Below are 17010 nucleotides of genomic sequence, written 5' to 3' on the forward strand. Positions count from 1 at the left end.
GGGCTCCTGCCCCGGGCCGGCCGCACCGTCGGTGCCGTGCCTCAGCCGGGTCTTATACGGACACCTTGCGCGCCCGCATACGGGCCGCGCGGCGCTTCATGGCGCGGCGTTCCTCTTCACTCGTGCCGCCCCAGACCCCGTGTTCCTGACGGGAGTCGAGCGCCCATTGCAGGCACCGGTCCCTGACGGGGCAGTGGCGGCAGACGGCCTTCGCCTCCTCGATCTGCAGGAGGGCCGGTCCCGCGCTGCCGATGGGGAAGAACAGCTCGGGGTCTTCTTCGCGGCAGGCGGCTTCCTGGCGCCAGTTCATGCGGGCCTCCATTCTCCGCGGACACGCGCGGTCGAAGATCATTTCTGGGAGTTGGCCACCGTGTACGTCGGCCTCCGCTCTCCACTGCGTGCCGTACGCGCGTGCCCCGCAGAACGGCCGCCATGCATGCGGTGCACGAGACACGGGCAATCCGTCCGCCACGGCGCGGGGACGCCGGGCGCCGCGGCGAATCTCGTCCAGGACGTCAATGCCAGGTCTGCATCCACGACGTGAGCAGCGTGACGATGCTCCCGCCCGCCGCGTACGCGGCGCCGCGCAGCAGGTCGTGCCACAGCGGACGGGTACGTTCCATCGTCCGGCGGCGCTTGCGCAGAAGCCGGGCGGGTGTCGTGGACAGCTTGTGAGGGCGCGGGATACGGTCGTTCACGGGTGTTTCCTCCTGATCGCTGGTCTTCGTCGGCTTGCCCGGGTGGTGCACCGCGCGAGGAGCCCTCCCGACCAGTGGCCTCAGAAACCGGGTCGGGGCCGGGCTCCTCTTCGCGTGTTCCACGCATCCGAGGTCACGCCCGCAGGCCGCCTGACTGCTTCCTTCCTGTTCCGTGCGGTGCGGGAGGTGGGGATGCGGGATACGGAGGTGAGGGATGCAGGATGCGGGGCGCCAGGCGGTTTGCCGGCCGGTACAAGAGACCGCCGACGCCAGGGTGTTGCCGATGCCTTGCACGGGAGAGCGGCAGCGCCCCCGTACCGGGGTTCCGGTGCGGGGGCGCTCTGCGCGTCATCTCGTGCGTGCGGAGTGCTTCACCCTTCACCAGAGAATGGGATGCGGTTCCCCCGGAAATCGAGGGTTAAGACGACGTTAGGCCGCCCTACAGGGTGCGTTCGACGACACGCGCGAATTCGCCTGACCGTTCACCCTTCAGGGCGCGCAAGGGACGTCCGGCGGGGGTACCGGTCCCCTGGGCGGCTGCTCCACGGGCGCAACTGCCGGGCCCGGGGCCGTTCTTCGGCTCGGGTCTTGCGGGGGGCGCGGGCCATCGAACGGCTTGCCTGCGCCGGGCCGGTGCCCCGGCCCACGCGTCTTCGCCATGCACCGGACCGCCGCCCTCTCGTGAGCCGGACCGGCGTCCGGGCGTCCGGCGCGAGGGCCGGGCGTCGCTGCGGTCGGGCGCCCGGATATTCTGGACACCGACGACATCCCGGCTCTGCCGCATGCCGACCCGTTCGGGACATCCCGGAACGGCGCTGCCGGGGATCTCTCACGGGCGCCTGCCACGCATCCTTTTCACCTGGGTTCCGCTGGGTAGACGGACCTGGAACGCAGGCGGACGCCTGGGGAAAAGCGACCGAACGAGAGGCCCCACCCACAGGGGTGAAGAAGTGATGCACCAGCTTGCGAAGGACGATCACGCGGCCCGGCCCGCCCCACCCGTCTGCCGTCCGGGAACGGCGGCGGACGCCCGCGACTTCGCCGCGGGCTTCGTCGCCGCGCTCAGCCCCGAGCTGCCCGCGCCCACCGTCCAGAACCTTCTCCTGCTGGTGTCCGAGCTGGTCGCCAACGCCTTGCGGCACGCGGGCGCCGTCACGGCCCTTCATCTGACCGCGGACCTCGACAGCATCCTGGTCGGCGTCGAGGACCCCAGCCCCGCGCACCCGCAGGAGCGCCGCCCCGACCTCACAGGCCGTACGGGAGGCTTCGGCTGGCCCATGGTGCGCAGCCTGGCCCGTGACATCACGATCCGGCCGCACCCCTGCGGCGGCAAGATCCTGCTGGCCACCCTCGCACGGTGATCACGAGGGCCGGCGGGCCCGCGCGGCCGCTCACTCCTCGGCGAGCAGGCCCTTGCGCAAGGTGGTGAAGGCGCGGCTGAGGAGGCGGGAGACGTGCATCTGGGACAGGCCCAGCTCCGCGCCGATCTCGGACTGGGTCATCTCCGCGCCGAAGCGGAGCCGGATGAGGGTGCGCTCCCGCTCGTCGAGCTGCGCGAGGTGCGGCTTGAGCGCGTGCAGGTCCTCGGCCAGCGCGAGCGCCGGGTCCTCCTGGCCGATGAGGTCGGCGACGAGTCCGGTCTGCTGCTTGCCGCGCGCCTGGATGGGACGGTCGATGGAGTCGGAGTCGTAGCCGTTGCAGGCGACGAGTCCCTCGTTGACCTCTTCCTCCTTCAGACCGAGGTGGCCGGCCAGATCGGCGACGCCGGGGTCGTGGACGCCTTCGCCCTCCAGGTCCTCGCGGGCGCGGGCGAGGTCGACGCGCAGTTCCTGGAGCCGGCGCGGCACGCGTACGGACCAGGTGGTGTCGCGGAAGAACCGCTTGATCTCGCCGCTGATGTAGGGGATGGCGAAGGTCGTGAACTCGTTCTCCAGCAAGGGGTCGAACCGGTCGATGGCCTTGATCAGGCCGATCGTGCCGACCTGCACGATGTCGTCCATCTCCTGTCCCCGGCTGCGGAAGCGGCCTGCGACGTACCGCACCAGTGACAGGTTCATCTCGATGAGGGTGTTGCGCGCGTACTGATACTCGTGCGTCCCCTCCTCCAGCACCGTGAGCCGGTCGAAGAACAGCCGCGACAGGTCACGGGCGCCGGACGGGGCGACGGTCCGGGGAGAGGCGATCCGAGGCAGTGCCGACGGGGCCTCGGAGGCGCCCGCCTCCGGCGTGTGCCGCCCCGCCGGGTGTGCGGTGTCCATCGTGATCGTTCCGGTGTCGCGCATGTCGTGGCTCCCGCCGGTTGCTCGGTCTCCGTCTTCCACCCCCATGCCCGTCATCTGCCGTGACATGTCCCTCCGGCGCCAACTCTTCGGACTGACGGGGAAGGTGGGCCACCGGAGACGGACCGCGGCCGCACGCCCGAAAATCCCGGGCACGCCCGATGCGGCTTTGGCTAGGGTCGCGCAGAGCGAACAGGCCGGAGCAGAGCAGCGCGTCGGGCCTGTTCGCCATATCGGAGGAAACGCCCATGGACCGCACGGCCCGTCTCTCGTCCGGACATCCCCCCGAGCGTTCGCTCACGGCGCCGGCCGTCTCCTGTGTCTTCGTCTGCCACGACGGCCGTGGCCGGATCCTGCTGGCCAGGCGTGGTGCGGGCGCGCGGGACGAGCCGGGCACCTGGGACACCGGGGCCGGGGCGCTGGAGCACGGGGAGTCGTTCGAGGCGGCCGTGCGGCGTGAGGTCCGCGAGGAGTACGTGGCCGATCCCCTCGCGATCGAGACGCTGGGAGTGCGCAACATCCTGCGCGGCGATCCCGTCTCGCACTGGGTCGCGGTGCTGTTCGCCGTCGAAGTGGATCCCGGCCGGGTCGCCCTCGGTGAACCCCATAAGTTCGACGCGCTGGGCTGGTTCAGCCTGGAGGATCTGCCCCGGCCGCAGCATTCACAGCTCGGGGAGACCCTGGCGCATTTCCGCTCCTGGAACGGGACCGGCAGAGAGGCAACGACCGCCATGGCCAAGGCCGTTGAGTGAAGGTGCGACGGCACTCGGCCCGTCAGTCCGGTTCCGCTGCGGGCAGTGGGGGCAGCGGGAGAGGGAGGCCCGGCAGGCCGTCGATGCCGGCCGAGATGTGCGGCTTCTTGTGGACGCGGACGTGGACGCGCACGATGTTGGGCGGGCCGGTGAAGGCGCACCACATCAGGGTGATGCTGCCGTTCTCGCGGAGGTGGGCGATCGTCTCGGCGTTGCTGCCGGCGAAGCCTGCCGTCGATGCCCTCGTCAGTCTTCCCCATGGTCGGAACGATGAAGTCGGCACGGTGTCGGCACGATGAAGCTGTGCCGACGGGTTCGCTTCGGCCGTCGCGTCACGCCAGGGCGGTGCCGCGCAGCAGGAGCAGGGCGACGGCGGTTCCCGCCATCGCGAGGGTGGCCAGGAACGGGAGCCTGCTGCGTGAACCGGCCCGCGCGGGAAGGACGGTGCCGACGGCCGCCACCGCGGTACCGGCGAACGCCGCCCACCCCGCGGCCCCGGCCGGTCCCGGCGGCGCGAACACCAGCACCGCCGAGGCGCCGAGCAGCGGTACGGGAGCGAGCAGGCGGGCCCGCCGCAGGCCGAGGCGCTGCGGCAGTCCGCGCACCCCCGCCGCCAGGTCCGCGTCGATGTCAGGCAGCACATTGGTGACGTGCGCGCCCACCCCCAGCAGGGCTCCCGCGGCAACGGACCAGGCCGGCGGCCAGGGGCGGCCGGGCAGCCCGAGCGTGACGAACGCGGGCAGCAGGCCGAAGGCCAGGGCGTAGGGCAGCCAGGAGGCCACAGTCTTCTTGACGCCGAGGTTGTAGCTCCAGGCCGCCGCGACACCGGCCAGGTGGGCGGCGCCCGCGGCCGGTCCGCTCGCCCAGGACAGCGGGACGCACAGGGCCAGCGCGCAGACCGCGGCGAAGGCGACGGTACGCGGCCCGGCAGCGCCTGCCACCAGGGGTTTGTCGCTGCGGCCCGCGTCGGTGTCCCGCCCGATGTCGACCCGGTCGTTGCACCAGCCGACCGATAGCTGGCCGGTGCACACCGCCGCGGCGACGAGCAGGCAGCCCAAGGGGCTCCGGCCGGACGCCGCCGCGAGCACGGTGATGAGGGCCGTGACCGCCAGGGCGGGCTCGGGGTGACAGGCCCGGAAGAGCCCGGTCAGGACCGCGCGGGGCGAACGCGGCGGCGTCGCGTCCGGGACGTCGGTACCACGGGTGTCGGCAGCGCTGGCTCCGGTGCTGGGCACGGCACGATGCTAGATCCTGGCCGGTCGATCCCGTCGGATCGGCCGGGCCCGCCGGACACTCCGCCCCGTCTCGCACTCCGTGCACGGGATTTCGCGCGGGGTCTTCCTATGCTGCGGAAATGACGCGCATCGCAGCCGTGCACGGGGTGCTTCCGCCGCACCGGTACGAACAGCACGAGATCACGGACGCACTCTCGGCCATAGGGCTGGCGGCGGACCGGGACGGGGACCGGGGGCGTGGCGTGCTCGACCGGCTGCACGACAGCTCCACGGTCCGCACCCGTCAACTCGCCCTGCCCCTGGAGCGGTACGCCACCCTGACCGGCTTCGGCGACGCCAACGACCGGTTCATCGAAGTGGCCCTGGAGCTGGGCGAACAGGCGGTGGCTGCGGCGCTCGACGAGGCCGGGCTGCGGGCGCGGGACGTGGAGCTGATCGTGTCCACGTCGGTCACCGGCATCGCCGCCCCCTCGATCGAGGCGCGGCTGGCCGGGCGGCTGGGGCTGCGCCCGGACGTGAAGCGGGTGCCGATCTTCGGCCTCGGCTGTGTGGCGGGCGCCGCCGGTATCGCCAGACTGCACGACTATCTGGCCGGCCGGCCCCGCGGGGTGGCGGTCCTGCTGTCGGTGGAGCTGTGCTCGCTGACGTTGCCGCGTACGCACGCGTCGGCGGCGGATCTGGTGGCCAGTTCGCTGTTCGGTGACGGCGCCGCTGCGGTCGTCGCGGTGGGCCGGGACCATCCGAGCAACCAGCCGGACAACGGTCCCTTCGTGGTGGCGACCCGCAGCCATCTCTTTCCGGACACCGAGGACCTGCTCGGCTGGGACATCGGCGACGGTGGATTCCGGATCGTGCTGGGCGGCGAACTGCCCGAGCTGGTCCGGCGCCATCTGGGCCCCCAGGTCCGCGCGTTCCTGGCCGACCACGATCTCAAGCCCCAGGAGGCGACGGCCTGGGTCTGCCACCCGGGAGGACCGAAGATCCTGGAGGCCGTACGCGAGGCCCTGGATCTGCCGGCCCGCGCGCTGGAGCTGACGTGGCGTTCGCTGGCCGAGGTCGGCAACCTGTCGTCGGCGTCGGTCCTGCACATCCTGCGCGACACCTTGGCGCTGCGTCCGCCGCTGCCCGGATCGGCGGGGCTGATGCTCGCCATGGGACCGGGATTCTGCTCCGAACTCGTGCTGCTCCGCTGGTAGGCCGAAGATGACCGGATATGTACTGCTCGTTCTGCTGGTGGCCGCCGAACGACTGGCCGAACTCGTCACCGCCCGCCGCAACGCGGCCTGGAGCCGCCGCCGTGGCGCCCTGGAGTACGGCCGCGGCCACTACCCGGTGATGGTCCTGCTGCACACCGGCCTCCTGGCCGGCTGCCTGGCGGAGACGGGCTGGGCCGACCGGCCGTTCGTGCCCGCGCTCGGCTGGCCCCTGCTCGTCCTCACGGCGGCCGCGCAGGCCCTGCGCTGGTGGTGCATCGGCACGCTGGGACCGCGCTGGAACACCCGGGTCCTCGTCGTGCCCGGCCTCCCCCTGGTCACCGGCGGGCCGTACCGGCTGCTGCGGCATCCCAACTACCTCGCGGTCGTCGTCGAGGGCGTCGCGCTGCCCCTGGTGCACAGCGCCTGGATCACCGCGCTCTGCTTCGCACTCGCCAACCTCCCGCTGCTGGCCGTCCGCCTGCGCTGCGAGAACGCCGCGCTGCGCACGGCCGCGACGCCGGCCACCGCGACGTGATCGATCTGCTGGTCGCCGGCGGCGGCCCGGCCGGGCTCGCGACGGCGATCCATGCCGCGCGGGCCGGCCTGGAGGTCGTGGTCGCCGAGCCCCGTACCGGCCCGGTCGACAAAGCCTGCGGCGAAGGGCTGATGCCCGGGGCGGTGCGCGCGCTGGCCGGACTCGGCGTCGCCGTCGGCGGCCAGCCCTTTCGCGGCATCCGCTACGTCGGCCCCCGCCACCAGGCCGAGGCGCGCTTCCGTACGCAGCCGGGCCGCGGGGTGCGGCGGACCGACCTGCACGCCGCCCTCTCCCTGCGGGCGGCCGAACTCGGCGTGCCGGTACTCCCGTTGCGGGTGGACTCCGTCCGCCAGGACGACGCGAGCGTCACCGCGGCCGGCCTCACGGCCCGCTACCTGGCCGCCGCGGACGGCCTGCACTCGCCGATCCGCCGCAGCCTCCACCTCGGCGAGCCGCCGGGACCGCACGTGCCGGCCAGGTACGGGCTGCGCCGTCACTTCGCCGTGCCGCCGTGGACGGACTGCGTCGAGGTGTACTGGTCCGCAGGGGCCGAGGCATACGTCACGCCCATCGGCCCGAACCTGATCGGCGTCGCCATCCTGACCTGTGACCGGGCCCCGTTCGACGCGCAGCTCACGCGGTTCCCGCGGCTCGCCGGCCGGCTGCCGCCCGCGGTGACGGCCACCCGGGGCGCGGGGCCGCTGCGCCAGCGGGTGCGGGCCCGGGTGTCCGGGCGGGCGCTGCTGGTCGGCGACGCGGCGGGCTATATCGACGCGCTGACCGGCGAGGGCATCGCGATGGCGCTCGGCGCGGCCGAGCAGTTGGTGCGGTGTGTACGGGCCGGCCGGCCGCAGGAGTACGAGAGCGCCTGGCGCCGGGTGTCGCGGCGGTACCGCCTGCTGACCGGCTCCCTTCTGTGGCTGCGCGGACACCCCGCACTGGCCGCCCGGATCGTCCCCGCCGCCGCCCGCTTCCCGTCCGTCTTCACCGCCGCCGTCAACGGACTGGCCTGAGCCCCGGTCCCGGCGGGTTACCCGCCGCCCCGCGGATCGTTGAACCGGTCACCGGTAGGTCTCGGACACGAGGAGCAACGGGCATGGCGGCAGGCGGACTTGGGCGCAGGGGCGTACTGAAGGGCACGATGGCGGGTCTTGCCGGCCTCGCGGTCCGGGCACCGTTGGCGGCGCGGGCGGCATCGCCCGGCGGTCTCCGGGATCTGACGGACCGGCCGGTCACCCTCACGGTGGGCGGCGCTCCGGCCGTCGTGATCCGTGGGCGGCTCTACGCAAAGCTGCTGGACGTGCCCGAGACGGCCCGCTGGATCATCAGGCGGCAGCCCGACGAGGGCCAGGACGTCTACACGGTGGAATCCGAGCGCGGCGAGGGAGGGCTGGTGGCACCGGTCGACGGGGAGGACCAGCAGCTCACGGTCCAGCCGCTGGCCGTGCTGCCCGCGCTCTCGCCGCGGTTCACGCCGAACGAGCTGTGGCGGCTCGCGCCGGCCGATGACCAGGGCCCGGGGTTCACTCTCCAGTCGTGGTCCACGGGGCGGTACGCCGGCCGGCAGTACTGGGCGGAGGACAGGTCCCTGAACCCCAAGAAGGTGGCGGTGCTGCCCCGCGAGGTCTCCCGGGAGGACGCCCGCATCGACATCACGGCCGTGTAGGGGCATCGGCGGCCGCCCGCGGCGCGCGGGCGGCCCGTCGGACCCACCGACACGTAACGGCCGTGCGGGCGGCGTCAGTTCAGGCTCACGAAGACGCCCATGGCCGCGGCGGGCAGGCCGATGCACCACCCGGTCAGGACGTGGCGCAGCGCGGGCCCGCGCCGGCCGCCGAGCGCCAGGCGCCCGTTGTCGTAACCGGCGACGCTGTACGCGGTGACGGCGCCGCCCAGCAGGATCAGGACGCCGGTCATCCGGTGCAGATGCGCCCATCCCGCGAGTGCGCCGAGCAGGAAGCATCCCGCGGCGTTCAGCGCGAACGTGCCCCAGCGGGCGAGGTGACGGCCGCACGACCGCAGCCCGCGTTCCGCGCCGTAGCGCAGCGCGGCGCCGCTCAGTCCGCCGAGCAAGGTCAGGAGCAGAGACACGGGGCAGCTCTCTTTTCGCACCGGGAGCGGCAGCGGGGCGGGGGCGGGGCGGGGGCGCTCCCGCCGCCCCGGTGCCGTGATCCGGCTGGGCCGGGGGCGTATCAGACCGGAATGCGGGGCGTTCACCAGTGGTCAAAGAGGGTTGTCCGGCGATTCCCTTTCGCCGCGATTGTGCACCCTAATCGCTGATATTCGGGTGGCGCGGAGGCCGCCACGTGGGCGGTGACGCCGCGTGGTGTGCGGCAACTCGGACGGCGCAGCCTCGTCACCCGGCCGGATCAGTTATGGCTGGTGGGACGGACTCCGGGTGGCGCGATGGTCCGCGGTGCAATGACGATCAGTGATGATGCCCTCGACTCGGGCAGGCCGGGCCCCGAATTCATCGAGGAGACGCCGAATCCCATGAGCGAACCGGTTCCCAAGTCCCAGATCATCCGCGAGATGTCCGCGGAATTCCTGGGCACCATGGTGCTCATTCTCTTCGGGTGCGGCGTGGTCGCCCAGGTGGTGGCCGGGGGCGCCCTCACCGATCCCAAGGGGGGCCTGGGAAATCACGACAGCATCGCCTGGGCCTGGGGGCTTGGCGTGACGCTCGGTGTCTACGTCGCGGCGCGGATCAGCGGCGCCCACCTCAATCCGGCCGTGACGCTGGCGCTCGCGGTTTTCAGGGACTTCTCCTGGGCCAAGGTCGTGCCCTATGCCCTCGCTCAGACAACGGGCGCTTTCGTCGCCGCGCTCCTGGTGCGCTGGAATTACACCGAAGTGCTGGCCAAGGCGGATCCGGCGCATTCCCTCAAAACACAGTTCGTCTTCTCCACACTGCCGGGGAACGGCTCGACCACGGCGGGCATCCACGAATGGGGCGCATTCCGTGACCAAGTGATCGGGACTGCCCTGCTGTTGCTTCTCATCTTCGCGATCACGGATCTGCTGAACACACCACCCGGAGCCAACTTGGGAGCGTTGATCATCGGCCTTGTCGTGGTCGCGATCGGCATGGCATTCGGGGCCGACGCCGGTTACGCGATCAATCCGGCGCGCGACTTCGGGCCCCGGCTCGCCAGCTTCCTCACCGGCTATCGGGGTGCCTGGCGGGATCAATGGGGCAATTTCTATTTCTGGGTGCCCATCGTCGGACCGCTGGTCGGCGGCGTCCTCGGCGCCGGTCTCTACAAGTACCTCGTCGGCATCTTCCTGCCGACGGCCGAACCCGAACCGACCGGCCGCGTCCCGGCCCCCGAGGACACCCGCTGAGCCCCGCACGGATCGCCCACTCACGTACCGGCGCCGGGGAGCCACTTCCGGCCACGGAGGAATCCGAAGCGGTCGGCTGCACGAGGACCATGCAACTGATTCCGCGCGTACCTCGCATCTCCTAGGCGGAGAAGCACCTCAAGGCTGGCATCCGTCAACGGATTTCGTTGCCATCCGATCCTTACGAGACCTTGACGTACGTCCCCGGCAGGGGTTGTATTCGGTCACCGAAGCGACGCCCGCGATCCACCGGAAGGCCGTTTCGAGGCACTCTCCCCCAAAGATGCCCCTCCTGCCGCCAGCACTGATGGGACACGGATGACCCAGACGCCCACCACACCCGTTGCTTCCGCGCCGCCCGCGAGGGACACCCGCCGGGCGCCGGACGGGGACGCACCCCAGCTCAACCGCTCCATCGGTGTGGTGGGCGGCACGCTCCTCACGCTGTCCTGCCTGACACCGGCGTCGTCGCTCTTCGTCATCGTGCCGGATTCGTTCGCCACTCTGGGCACCGGGACCGCACTCACGATCGCCGTCGCGGCCCTGCTGTGCATAGGCGTCGCCTTCACTTACTCCGAGCTGGGCACGCTGGTTCCCAGCTCCGGTGGCGAGTACGCGATGGTCGGCACGCTGATGGGACGGCTCGCCGGTTGGCTGGTTTTCGTGCTGTCCCTGATCGTCGTCATGATCGTTCCGCCGATCATCGCCCTGGGCACCGCCGACTATCTGGCCCCGCTCATACATCTGGATCCGCAGCTCACCGCCGCCGCGGTCATGCTGCTCGCCACCGCCATGGGCCTGCTCGACCTGCGCGCCAATGCCTGGATCACCGGCATCTTCCTGGTGCTGGAGGTCGTGGCCTGCGCGGTCGTCGCGTTCCTCGGCTTCGGCCACGCCGCCCGGCCCGCTTCGGTGCTGATCCGTCCCGTGATCGACGCGGGGCACGGACACAGCACCGCGATCACCGCGGGTCTGATCGTCACGGGCTTGGCCACCGCGCTCTTCATCCTCCAGGGCTTCTCCACCGCCGTGTACCTCGCCGAGGAGATGGACAATCCGCGCCGCAACGTCTCCCGCACCGTGCTGTGGACCCTCGGCATCGGCGTGGTCATCGTCCTGGTCCCGGTGGTCGCGATCACGCTGGGCGCGCCGGACCTGGCGGCGCTGGGCGCCGGTGACGTCGCCGGCATGGTGGCGGGCTGGAGCAACTCGGGTGTCGGCACGTTCGTCAGCCTCTGTATCGCCCTGGCCATCATCAACGCCGCGATCGTGATGGTGATCCAGAACTCCCGGGTGGTCTTCTCGTCGGCCCGCGACGCGGCCTGGCCCGACCGGGTCAACCGCGTGTTCTCGCACGTCGGCAGGCGCTTCGGATCGCCGTGGGCGGCGACCTTGGGAGTGGGCATCCCGGGGGCGGCGCTGTGCTTCGTCAATCTCGACACCCTGAGCGAGGTCACGGGGGTGGCGGTCGCGGCGATGTACGTCTTCGTCGCGCTGGGCGCCCTGGTCTCCCGCCGCGGGGTGCACAAACACCGGATGGCCTGGCGTATGCCGCTGTGGCCGGCGATCCCGGTGGCCCTCGTCGTGGTGCTCGTGTGGGTGCTGTGTCAGCAGAGCACCAAGAGCCTGGTCATCACCGGCGTCATCGTCGCCGCGGCCGCCCTGTACTGGGCGGGTTATCTCCGCCCGCGGCGGGCGACGCACTGGGTGATCTCGGTGCCCGAGGACGAGCGGGCCCCGGCGGCCGGGTAGCGAGCCGACCGGTACGCCACCGCCTGCCGCAAGGCCGCCCGCCCCCGCCAGGAGGCCGGCGGCCTGCCGCCTTGTGGCCCGGTCATTCCCGGCTCGGTGCCTCGGGCCCGGTGAAGTCCGGGCTGCTGAAGTCGGGGCTCGCGAAGTCGGGCGCGCTGTACCCGGGCCCGCCGCGCCGCCGCTGACGGCCGGCGCCCGCACGGCCCGCCGCCTCCGCGTCGTCCACTCCGGTCACCGGCAGCGCCCGCCCGGCGTTCGGTCCCGGACTCCCGGCCGGGAGTCCGGCGTCGAGCCGGCCGAGCAGGAACGGCAGCACGCCGCGTTCCAGCAGCGCGCCGTGCCACGCCTCGCGCGCCCGCACCAGTGCCGCGTGCGGGTCCTGATCCGCACCCCCGTCCGGCACCGCGCGGTTGCGCGCCGCCACGACCAGCATCCAGAACAACCCGGCCAGCGTGGCGGCCGCGGCGATGCAGGCTGCCGTCAGACCGGCGAAGACCAGCTCGTCGGCGAGGCGGGACGGCATGCCGACGGCGCGCAGCCCGTAGCCGATGAGCAGGAAGATGGCGGCGGCGGTGGCCGCAAGTCCCGGCACCAGTACGCCCAGCGCGGGCAGCAGTCCGCCGGTGGCCCGTGCCGTCCGGCCGGGCCGACGCGGCAGGGGGCCGGGCCGGGCGCCGGACGTACGGAGCCGGAGGTAGGTCCGGTACTCGGCGGCGGCCGCCGCGGCGATGGCGGCCTGCGATCCGAGTGCCTGGGCGCGCAACTGCCCGGCGTCGATGCCCTCGCCGGACCGGCGCAGCGCGTCCGTGATCTCCGGCGTCCGCAGGGCGCGGTCCAGCAGCTGCTCGAAGTCGGGTCCGTCCTCCGCTCGTAAGCGGACTGGCTCATACACGTTTTCCCCCGGGTCAGGTGAAGAGGGGCGGGCGAGTGGGGCGGCGCCGGTGTCAGCCAATGCCGATCCCGTAGTCGGTGGCGATGCCGGCCAGACCGGACGCGTATCCCTGGCCGATGGCCCGGAACTTCCATTCGCCGCCGCGGCGGTAGAGAGCGCCGAAGACCATGGCGGTCTCGCCCGCGGCGTCGTAGGAGAGTTCGTAGCGGCACATCTCCCGGCTCGTGAGGTTGTCGACGACGCGGATGTAGGCGTCGTCGACCTGGCCGAAGTTCTGGCCGCGTGCTTCGGCGTCGTGGAGGGAGACGGTGAAGACGACCTGCTCGACCTCGGCGCCCGGTGCGTCCAGCCGGTCGAGGTCGACGAGGAGCTGTTCGTCGTCGCCTTCGCCGTCGCCGGTGGTGTTGTCGCCGGTGTGGCGGACCGCGCCGTCGGGGCTGGCGAGGTTGTTGTAGAAGATGAAGTGCCGGTCGGACAGGGCCTTTTGGCCGGCGCCGCAGATTATTGCCGAGGCGTCCAGGTCGACATCCTGGTCCCCGACGGGCCGGGCGTCCCAGCCGAGGCCGACCGTGACATCCGCGAGCGGGGTGCCGTCCTGGTTGAGGACGACGTTCTGGCCCTTGGTGAGGCTGACGCCCATGGTGCTGCTTCTCCTCTTGCCTGCGATGGGTGACCGGACGGCAAGCCCTCCGGCGTCGTACGGAACCGTCAAGGTGCCCTCCATGATGGTTCCCTGCTTGCGCAATATCTAAAGTATTACCCATAGGTGGAAGCAGGTCGGCGCCCGGCAAGGACCAGCCGCATCAGGCCATCTCTGACGCAACGTCAGGAAGCGTGCCCCCCGGGGCGGTTCACAGGTTCCGGATGTTCGGGGCGTTCCGGATTTTCCGGTGCCGGGTATCCGGCGCCCCCGCGCGTCGCACCGGAACCGAACGCCCCCGGGCCGGCCGTTCCCCCGGAGTGCCCCGTGGCCGGGCCGCCCGGCATGGCGTGGATCGTGTGCGGCTCCGGGCGCGCCGGCTCGCCGGACTCGTACGTGGCGGCCGGTTCCGCGCCGTCGTTCTTCATGGCCTTGGTCTCGCTCTTGAGGATCCGCAGCGACTTGCCCAGGGCGCGTGCGGTGTCCGGGAGCTTCTTCGAACCGAAGAGCAGGATCACCACAAGCGCCACGATCAGCAGGTGCCAGGGCTCAAGTCCGTTGCGCAGCATCGTGTGCCCGCCTCTCAGATTGTCGTGCGCCGGTGTCCTGCAGGACCCGGCCCGGATTTCACTTGCTACATTGCGCAACTGTATAACCAAGGCGGTGCCAACCGCCTTCCCCTGCAAGAAAACACCGCACGGATAAGGGTGCACACGTGACAGGCAGCCATACGGCACGAGTAGGACGCCGCAGCGGTGACGGGCCTGCCCGAGGGCGACGGCGCAAGCGCAGCAAGGTCCGGATAGCCGCGATCACCGTGGCCTCGTTCCTCGTACTGCTCACCGCCGGTGCCGGGTGGTTCTACGTCCACATCAACGGCAAGATCACCACGTTCGGCGCCGACGGGGTGAGCCGGGACCGGCCCGCCGCCGGAACCGGCGGCAGCAACGTGCTGGTCATCGGCTCGGACTCGCGCTCGGGCGGGAACAGCAAACTGGGCGGCGGGGAGGGCGCGGTGGGGCGCTCGGACACCGCGTTCCTGCTGCACATCTACGGCGACCGCCGGCACGCCGTCGCGGTGTCCATACCGCGCGACACGCTGGTGACCATACCGGCGTGCAGACTTCCCGACGGGCAGTGGAGCGGCCCGAAGGACAACACCATGTTCAACGTCGCGTTCACCATCGGGGAGACACCTCAAGGCAATCCCGCCTGCGCCCAGAACACGGTCGAGAACCTGACCGGACTGCGGGTGGACCACACCGTGGTGGTCGACTTCGAGGGGTTCTCGAAGATGACGTCGGCCGTCGGCGGCGTCCAGGTGTGCCTGCCCAACGAGGTCCGCCAGGGCAACCTGAACCCCAACCGCGGTTCGCTCGGCAAGATCATCCTCCCCAAGGGACCGCAGACCGTCTCCGGCCAGAAGGCCCTGGACTACGTGCGCCTGCGGCACGGCATCGGTGACGGCTCCGACATCGGCCGCATCAAGCGCCAGCAGGCGTTCGTCTCCAGCCTGATCAAGAAGGTCAAGTCGCAGGGGATGAACCCGGCGGCGCTGCTGCCGCTGGCCAACGCCGCCACCGAGTCGCTGACCGTCGACCCCGGACTGGGCTCGGCGGACAAGCTGATCTCCTTCGTGATGGAACTGAAGGACATCGACCTGCACAACACCAAGTTCGTGACCCTGCCCTGGCGTTACCAGGGCGCGCGGGTCGCGATCGTGCACCCGGAGGCCGACGCGCTGTGGGCGGCGCTGAAGGCGGACCGCACCATCGACGGCGAGGACGCCCGGGGGGACAAGAGCGGGGCGAAGGACGAGGACGGCAAGGAGAGCCCGGCCCCCAGCGCCTCCGTGTCCGGCGCGGGCATCGACGTCAGCGTCTACAACGGCACCCTCGTCACGGGGCTCGCGGGCCGTGCGGCCGACGATCTGAAGCACGCGGGCTTCACCGTCAACCGCACCACCACCGCCTCGTCCCAGCACCTCGCCACCACGGTCATCGCCTACGGCCCGGGGCAGGAGGACCAGGCCCACACCGTCGCGCGCCTCTTCCCCGGTGCGACGACCCGGCAGGCCACCACCCCCGGCATCGACGTCACCGTCGGCGCCTCCTACGCGCAGACTCCGGCACCCGGCGCGTCGCCGTCCGCCACCGAAGTGCCGCCCGACCTGGCCAAGAAGGCCCGTTCCGCCGATGACAACCCGTGCTCGGACCTGTCGTACGGCTAGGGCGCGTCGTCGGATCCCGCCGCGCCTCCCCGTTCACCACTCCGCACCTCCTGAAGGAGATCCGTCCATGTCTGCCCTCAGCCGGGCCCTGCTGCCCAGGCTCCTGACGGCCGTTTTCCTGGCCGTCCTCACGCTGGTGGCCGCGGCCGCCGTGGTGCCGCGGCCCGCCCATGCCGCGGGCGGTCTCGACGCGGTGGCCGCCGCCCTCGCTAAGCGCCCGGTGTATGTCGACCCCCGGGTCGCCGGCCAGTTCCCCGAGGCCGCCGCCGACGCCCTGGCGAAGAAGATCAGGGAGGCGGACCGGCCGGTGTTCGTCGCGGTGCTGCCCGACGCACCCGAGTTCCCCCGCCGCACCCTGCTCCAGGACCTGCGCACCAAGGTCGGCATCGCCGGTGTGTACGCCGTGCACCTCGGCGACGACGGCTTCAACGCCGGGGCCGACCCGCAGGTGATGCCCCGCAACTCGGTCAGCAACCTCAAGGGCGCGGCGCGGCGGTCCCACCCCGGCGACACCCGGGCCACGGTCGACGAATTCGCCGGGCAGGCCGCCGCCCAGGCCCACGGCCATGCGCCCGCCTCATGGAGCAAGGACGGCGCGGACGACGATGACGGTGGCGGCAGCGCGGGCGGGCTGCTCATCGGCGGCGGCGTCATCGTGGCCGCAGGCGCGGGCAGTTACGCGCTGTACCGGCGGACCAGGAAGAAGCGCGAGGAGCGCGAGCAGGCCGAACTCGCGGCCCTGCGGCTGGTGGTGGACGAGGACATCACCGCCTTCGGCGAGGCGCTCGAACGGCTCGACTTCCGCCCCTCCGAGCCCGGCGCCGACGACGCCATGCGGCAGGACTACACCCGCGCGCTGGACGCGTACGACACCGCCAAGGCCGCGATGGACGCCGCGCGCCGCCCCGAGGACGTGCGGGCGGTGACCGAGTCGCTGGACGAGGGGCGGTTCGCGCTGGCGACCCTCGCCTCGCGCCGCATCGGCGAACCGCTGCCCGTCCGCCGCTCCCCCTGCTTCTTCGACCCGCGGCACGGCCCCTCCACCGTCGACGTGCAGTGGGCGCCCGCGGGCGGCGCGCAGCGCACCGTCCCGGCCTGCACCGCGGACGCCACCCGGCTGTCCGCGGGCGAGGAGCCGATGGCCCGCACGGTGCAGACGCCGGACGGACCGCAGCCCTACTGGAACGCCGGGCCCGCCTATACGCCGTGGGCCGGCGGGTACTTCGGCGGCGGCATGCTGACCGGGCTGGTCGCCGGCACCGTGCTCGGCTCGTTCCTCAGTGCCCCGTCCGCCTTCGCCGGCTCACCGGCGGGCGAAGGCGGCGCCGAGGGCGGGGACTTCACCGGGTCCGGCTTCGATGCGGCCGACTTCGGAGGCGGCTTCGGTGACAGCGGCGGCGGCTTCGGCGGCGACGACTGGTGAGGGCCGGAGCCGGCGAATGAACCCGGGTCGCCC

17 protein-coding genes and 2 pseudogenes are annotated in these 17010 nt (G+C 72.1%); 10 read left to right on the forward strand and 9 right to left on the reverse strand.

Annotation, left to right across the window (positions count from 1 at the left end):
* Window positions 1-52: 52 nt before the first annotated feature.
* Window positions 53-310, reverse strand: a complete 258-nt coding sequence (locus LIU39_RS18040; protein WP_227047774.1) for a WhiB family transcriptional regulator — start codon at window positions 308-310, stop codon at window positions 53-55.
* A 205-nt stretch (window positions 311-515) separates the two neighbouring features.
* A complete protein-coding gene (locus tag LIU39_RS18045) occupies window positions 516-698 on the reverse strand; it encodes a hypothetical protein (protein ID WP_227047775.1) in 183 nt (60 codons plus the stop codon).
* 953 nt (window positions 699-1651) lie between these two features.
* Here LIU39_RS18045 and LIU39_RS18050 point away from each other — a divergent pair.
* A complete protein-coding gene (locus LIU39_RS18050; RefSeq protein ID WP_227047776.1) occupies window positions 1652-2059 on the forward strand; it encodes an ATP-binding protein in 408 nt (135 codons plus the stop codon).
* A gap of 30 nt (window positions 2060-2089) precedes the next feature.
* Here the strand turns inward: LIU39_RS18050 and LIU39_RS18055 are convergent, their stop codons facing one another.
* Window positions 2090-2980 (reverse strand): SigB/SigF/SigG family RNA polymerase sigma factor, encoded by an 891-nt coding sequence (locus tag LIU39_RS18055; RefSeq protein ID WP_227047777.1) that lies wholly within the window; start codon window positions 2978-2980, stop codon window positions 2090-2092.
* Window positions 2981-3225: 245 nt separating this feature from the next.
* On the opposite strand from LIU39_RS18055, the gene LIU39_RS18060 reads away from it, so the two are divergent.
* The gene (locus tag LIU39_RS18060; RefSeq protein WP_227047778.1) at window positions 3226-3729 is read left to right on the forward strand and encodes an NUDIX domain-containing protein; all 504 of its coding nucleotides are present in this window, start codon (window positions 3226-3228) and stop codon (window positions 3727-3729) included.
* Window positions 3730-3751: 22 nt separating this feature from the next.
* Here LIU39_RS18060 and LIU39_RS18065 read toward each other — a convergent pair.
* Window positions 3752-3955: pseudogene (locus LIU39_RS18065) on the reverse strand (hypothetical protein); the annotation flags it as partial.
* A 106-nt stretch (window positions 3956-4061) separates the two neighbouring features.
* The gene (locus tag LIU39_RS18070; RefSeq protein ID WP_227047779.1) at window positions 4062-4964 is read right to left on the reverse strand and encodes a UbiA family prenyltransferase; all 903 of its coding nucleotides are present in this window, start codon (window positions 4962-4964) and stop codon (window positions 4062-4064) included.
* 119 nt (window positions 4965-5083) lie between these two features.
* On the opposite strand from LIU39_RS18070, the gene LIU39_RS18075 reads away from it, so the two are divergent.
* From LIU39_RS18075 to LIU39_RS18090, 4 genes are all read left to right on the forward strand, one after another.
* Window positions 5084-6160, forward strand: coding sequence for a type III polyketide synthase (locus tag LIU39_RS18075; RefSeq protein ID WP_227047780.1), 1077 nt, complete (start codon window positions 5084-5086; stop codon window positions 6158-6160).
* 7 nt (window positions 6161-6167) lie between these two features.
* Window positions 6168-6695 (forward strand): isoprenylcysteine carboxyl methyltransferase family protein, encoded by a 528-nt coding sequence (locus LIU39_RS18080; protein WP_227047781.1) that lies wholly within the window; start codon window positions 6168-6170, stop codon window positions 6693-6695.
* Window positions 6692-7708 carry an NAD(P)/FAD-dependent oxidoreductase gene (locus tag LIU39_RS18085; protein ID WP_227047782.1) on the forward strand — a complete coding sequence of 339 codons (1017 nt, stop codon included), beginning with the start codon at window positions 6692-6694 and terminating at the stop codon, window positions 7706-7708. The genes LIU39_RS18080 and LIU39_RS18085 overlap by 4 nt, the downstream gene beginning before the upstream one ends.
* An 83-nt stretch (window positions 7709-7791) precedes the next feature.
* Window positions 7792-8361: an I66 family serine proteinase inhibitor gene (locus LIU39_RS18090; RefSeq protein ID WP_227047783.1), complete on the forward strand. Its 570-nt coding sequence runs from the start codon at window positions 7792-7794 to the stop codon at window positions 8359-8361.
* A gap of 74 nt (window positions 8362-8435) precedes the next feature.
* Here LIU39_RS18090 and LIU39_RS18095 read toward each other — a convergent pair whose 3' ends face one another.
* Window positions 8436-8786 (reverse strand): FluC/FEX family fluoride channel, encoded by a 351-nt coding sequence (locus LIU39_RS18095; RefSeq protein WP_227047784.1) that lies wholly within the window; start codon window positions 8784-8786, stop codon window positions 8436-8438.
* Between the two features lie 402 nt (window positions 8787-9188).
* Here LIU39_RS18095 and LIU39_RS18100 point away from each other — a divergent pair, with 402 nt between their 5' ends.
* Window positions 9189-10040, forward strand: coding sequence for an MIP/aquaporin family protein (locus LIU39_RS18100; RefSeq protein WP_227047809.1), 852 nt, complete (start codon window positions 9189-9191; stop codon window positions 10038-10040).
* Between the two features lie 318 nt (window positions 10041-10358).
* Window positions 10359-11792 carry an APC family permease gene (locus tag LIU39_RS18105; RefSeq protein ID WP_227047785.1) on the forward strand — a complete coding sequence of 478 codons (1434 nt, stop codon included), beginning with the start codon at window positions 10359-10361 and terminating at the stop codon, window positions 11790-11792.
* 82 nt (window positions 11793-11874) lie between these two features.
* Here LIU39_RS18105 and LIU39_RS18110 read toward each other — a convergent pair whose 3' ends face one another.
* From LIU39_RS18110 to tatA, 3 genes and pseudogenes are all read right to left on the reverse strand, one after another.
* Entirely contained in the window at window positions 11875-12684 is an 810-nt protein-coding gene (locus tag LIU39_RS18110; RefSeq protein WP_227047786.1) for a hypothetical protein, read from the reverse strand.
* Window positions 12685-12736: 52 nt separating this feature from the next.
* Complete coding sequence (locus LIU39_RS18115) at window positions 12737-13324, reverse strand: TerD family protein (RefSeq protein WP_227047787.1); 588 nt, start codon at window positions 13322-13324, stop codon at window positions 12737-12739.
* Window positions 13325-13647: 323 nt separating this feature from the next.
* A pseudogene (gene tatA / locus LIU39_RS35615) lies at window positions 13648-13893 on the reverse strand (Sec-independent protein translocase subunit TatA); the annotation flags it as partial.
* Window positions 13894-14039: 146 nt separating this feature from the next.
* Here tatA and LIU39_RS18125 point away from each other — a divergent pair.
* On the forward strand, window positions 14040-15554 hold the full coding sequence (locus tag LIU39_RS18125) for an LCP family protein (RefSeq protein WP_227047789.1): 1515 nt from the start codon (window positions 14040-14042) through the stop codon (window positions 15552-15554).
* A gap of 67 nt (window positions 15555-15621) precedes the next feature.
* The gene (locus LIU39_RS18130) at window positions 15622-16977 is read left to right on the forward strand and encodes a hypothetical protein (RefSeq protein ID WP_227047790.1); all 1356 of its coding nucleotides are present in this window, start codon (window positions 15622-15624) and stop codon (window positions 16975-16977) included.
* Window positions 16978-17010: the final 33 nt, after the last annotated feature.

This window comes from Streptomyces pinistramenti, assembly GCF_020564935.1.
In the GTDB taxonomy this organism is placed as follows: domain Bacteria; phylum Actinomycetota; class Actinomycetes; order Streptomycetales; family Streptomycetaceae; genus Streptomyces; species Streptomyces pinistramenti.

Coding starts and splice junctions, on each gene's coding strand:
- LIU39_RS18040 (WP_227047774.1), bottom strand. CDS start 310: ATGAACTGGCGCCAGGAAGCCGCCTGCCGCGAAGAAGACCCCGAGCTG.
- LIU39_RS18050 (WP_227047776.1), top strand. CDS start 1,652: ATGCACCAGCTTGCGAAGGACGATCACGCGGCCCGGCCCGCCCCACCC.
- LIU39_RS18055 (WP_227047777.1), bottom strand. CDS start 2,980: ATGCGCGACACCGGAACGATCACGATGGACACCGCACACCCGGCGGGG.
- LIU39_RS18060 (WP_227047778.1), top strand. CDS start 3,226: ATGGACCGCACGGCCCGTCTCTCGTCCGGACATCCCCCCGAGCGTTCG.
- LIU39_RS18075 (WP_227047780.1), top strand. CDS start 5,084: ATGACGCGCATCGCAGCCGTGCACGGGGTGCTTCCGCCGCACCGGTAC.
- LIU39_RS18080 (WP_227047781.1), top strand. CDS start 6,168: ATGACCGGATATGTACTGCTCGTTCTGCTGGTGGCCGCCGAACGACTG.
- LIU39_RS18090 (WP_227047783.1), top strand. CDS start 7,792: ATGGCGGCAGGCGGACTTGGGCGCAGGGGCGTACTGAAGGGCACGATG.
- LIU39_RS18100 (WP_227047809.1), top strand. CDS start 9,189: ATGAGCGAACCGGTTCCCAAGTCCCAGATCATCCGCGAGATGTCCGCG.
- LIU39_RS18105 (WP_227047785.1), top strand. CDS start 10,359: ATGACCCAGACGCCCACCACACCCGTTGCTTCCGCGCCGCCCGCGAGG.
- LIU39_RS18115 (WP_227047787.1), bottom strand. CDS start 13,324: ATGGGCGTCAGCCTCACCAAGGGCCAGAACGTCGTCCTCAACCAGGAC.
- LIU39_RS18130 (WP_227047790.1), top strand. CDS start 15,622: ATGTCTGCCCTCAGCCGGGCCCTGCTGCCCAGGCTCCTGACGGCCGTT.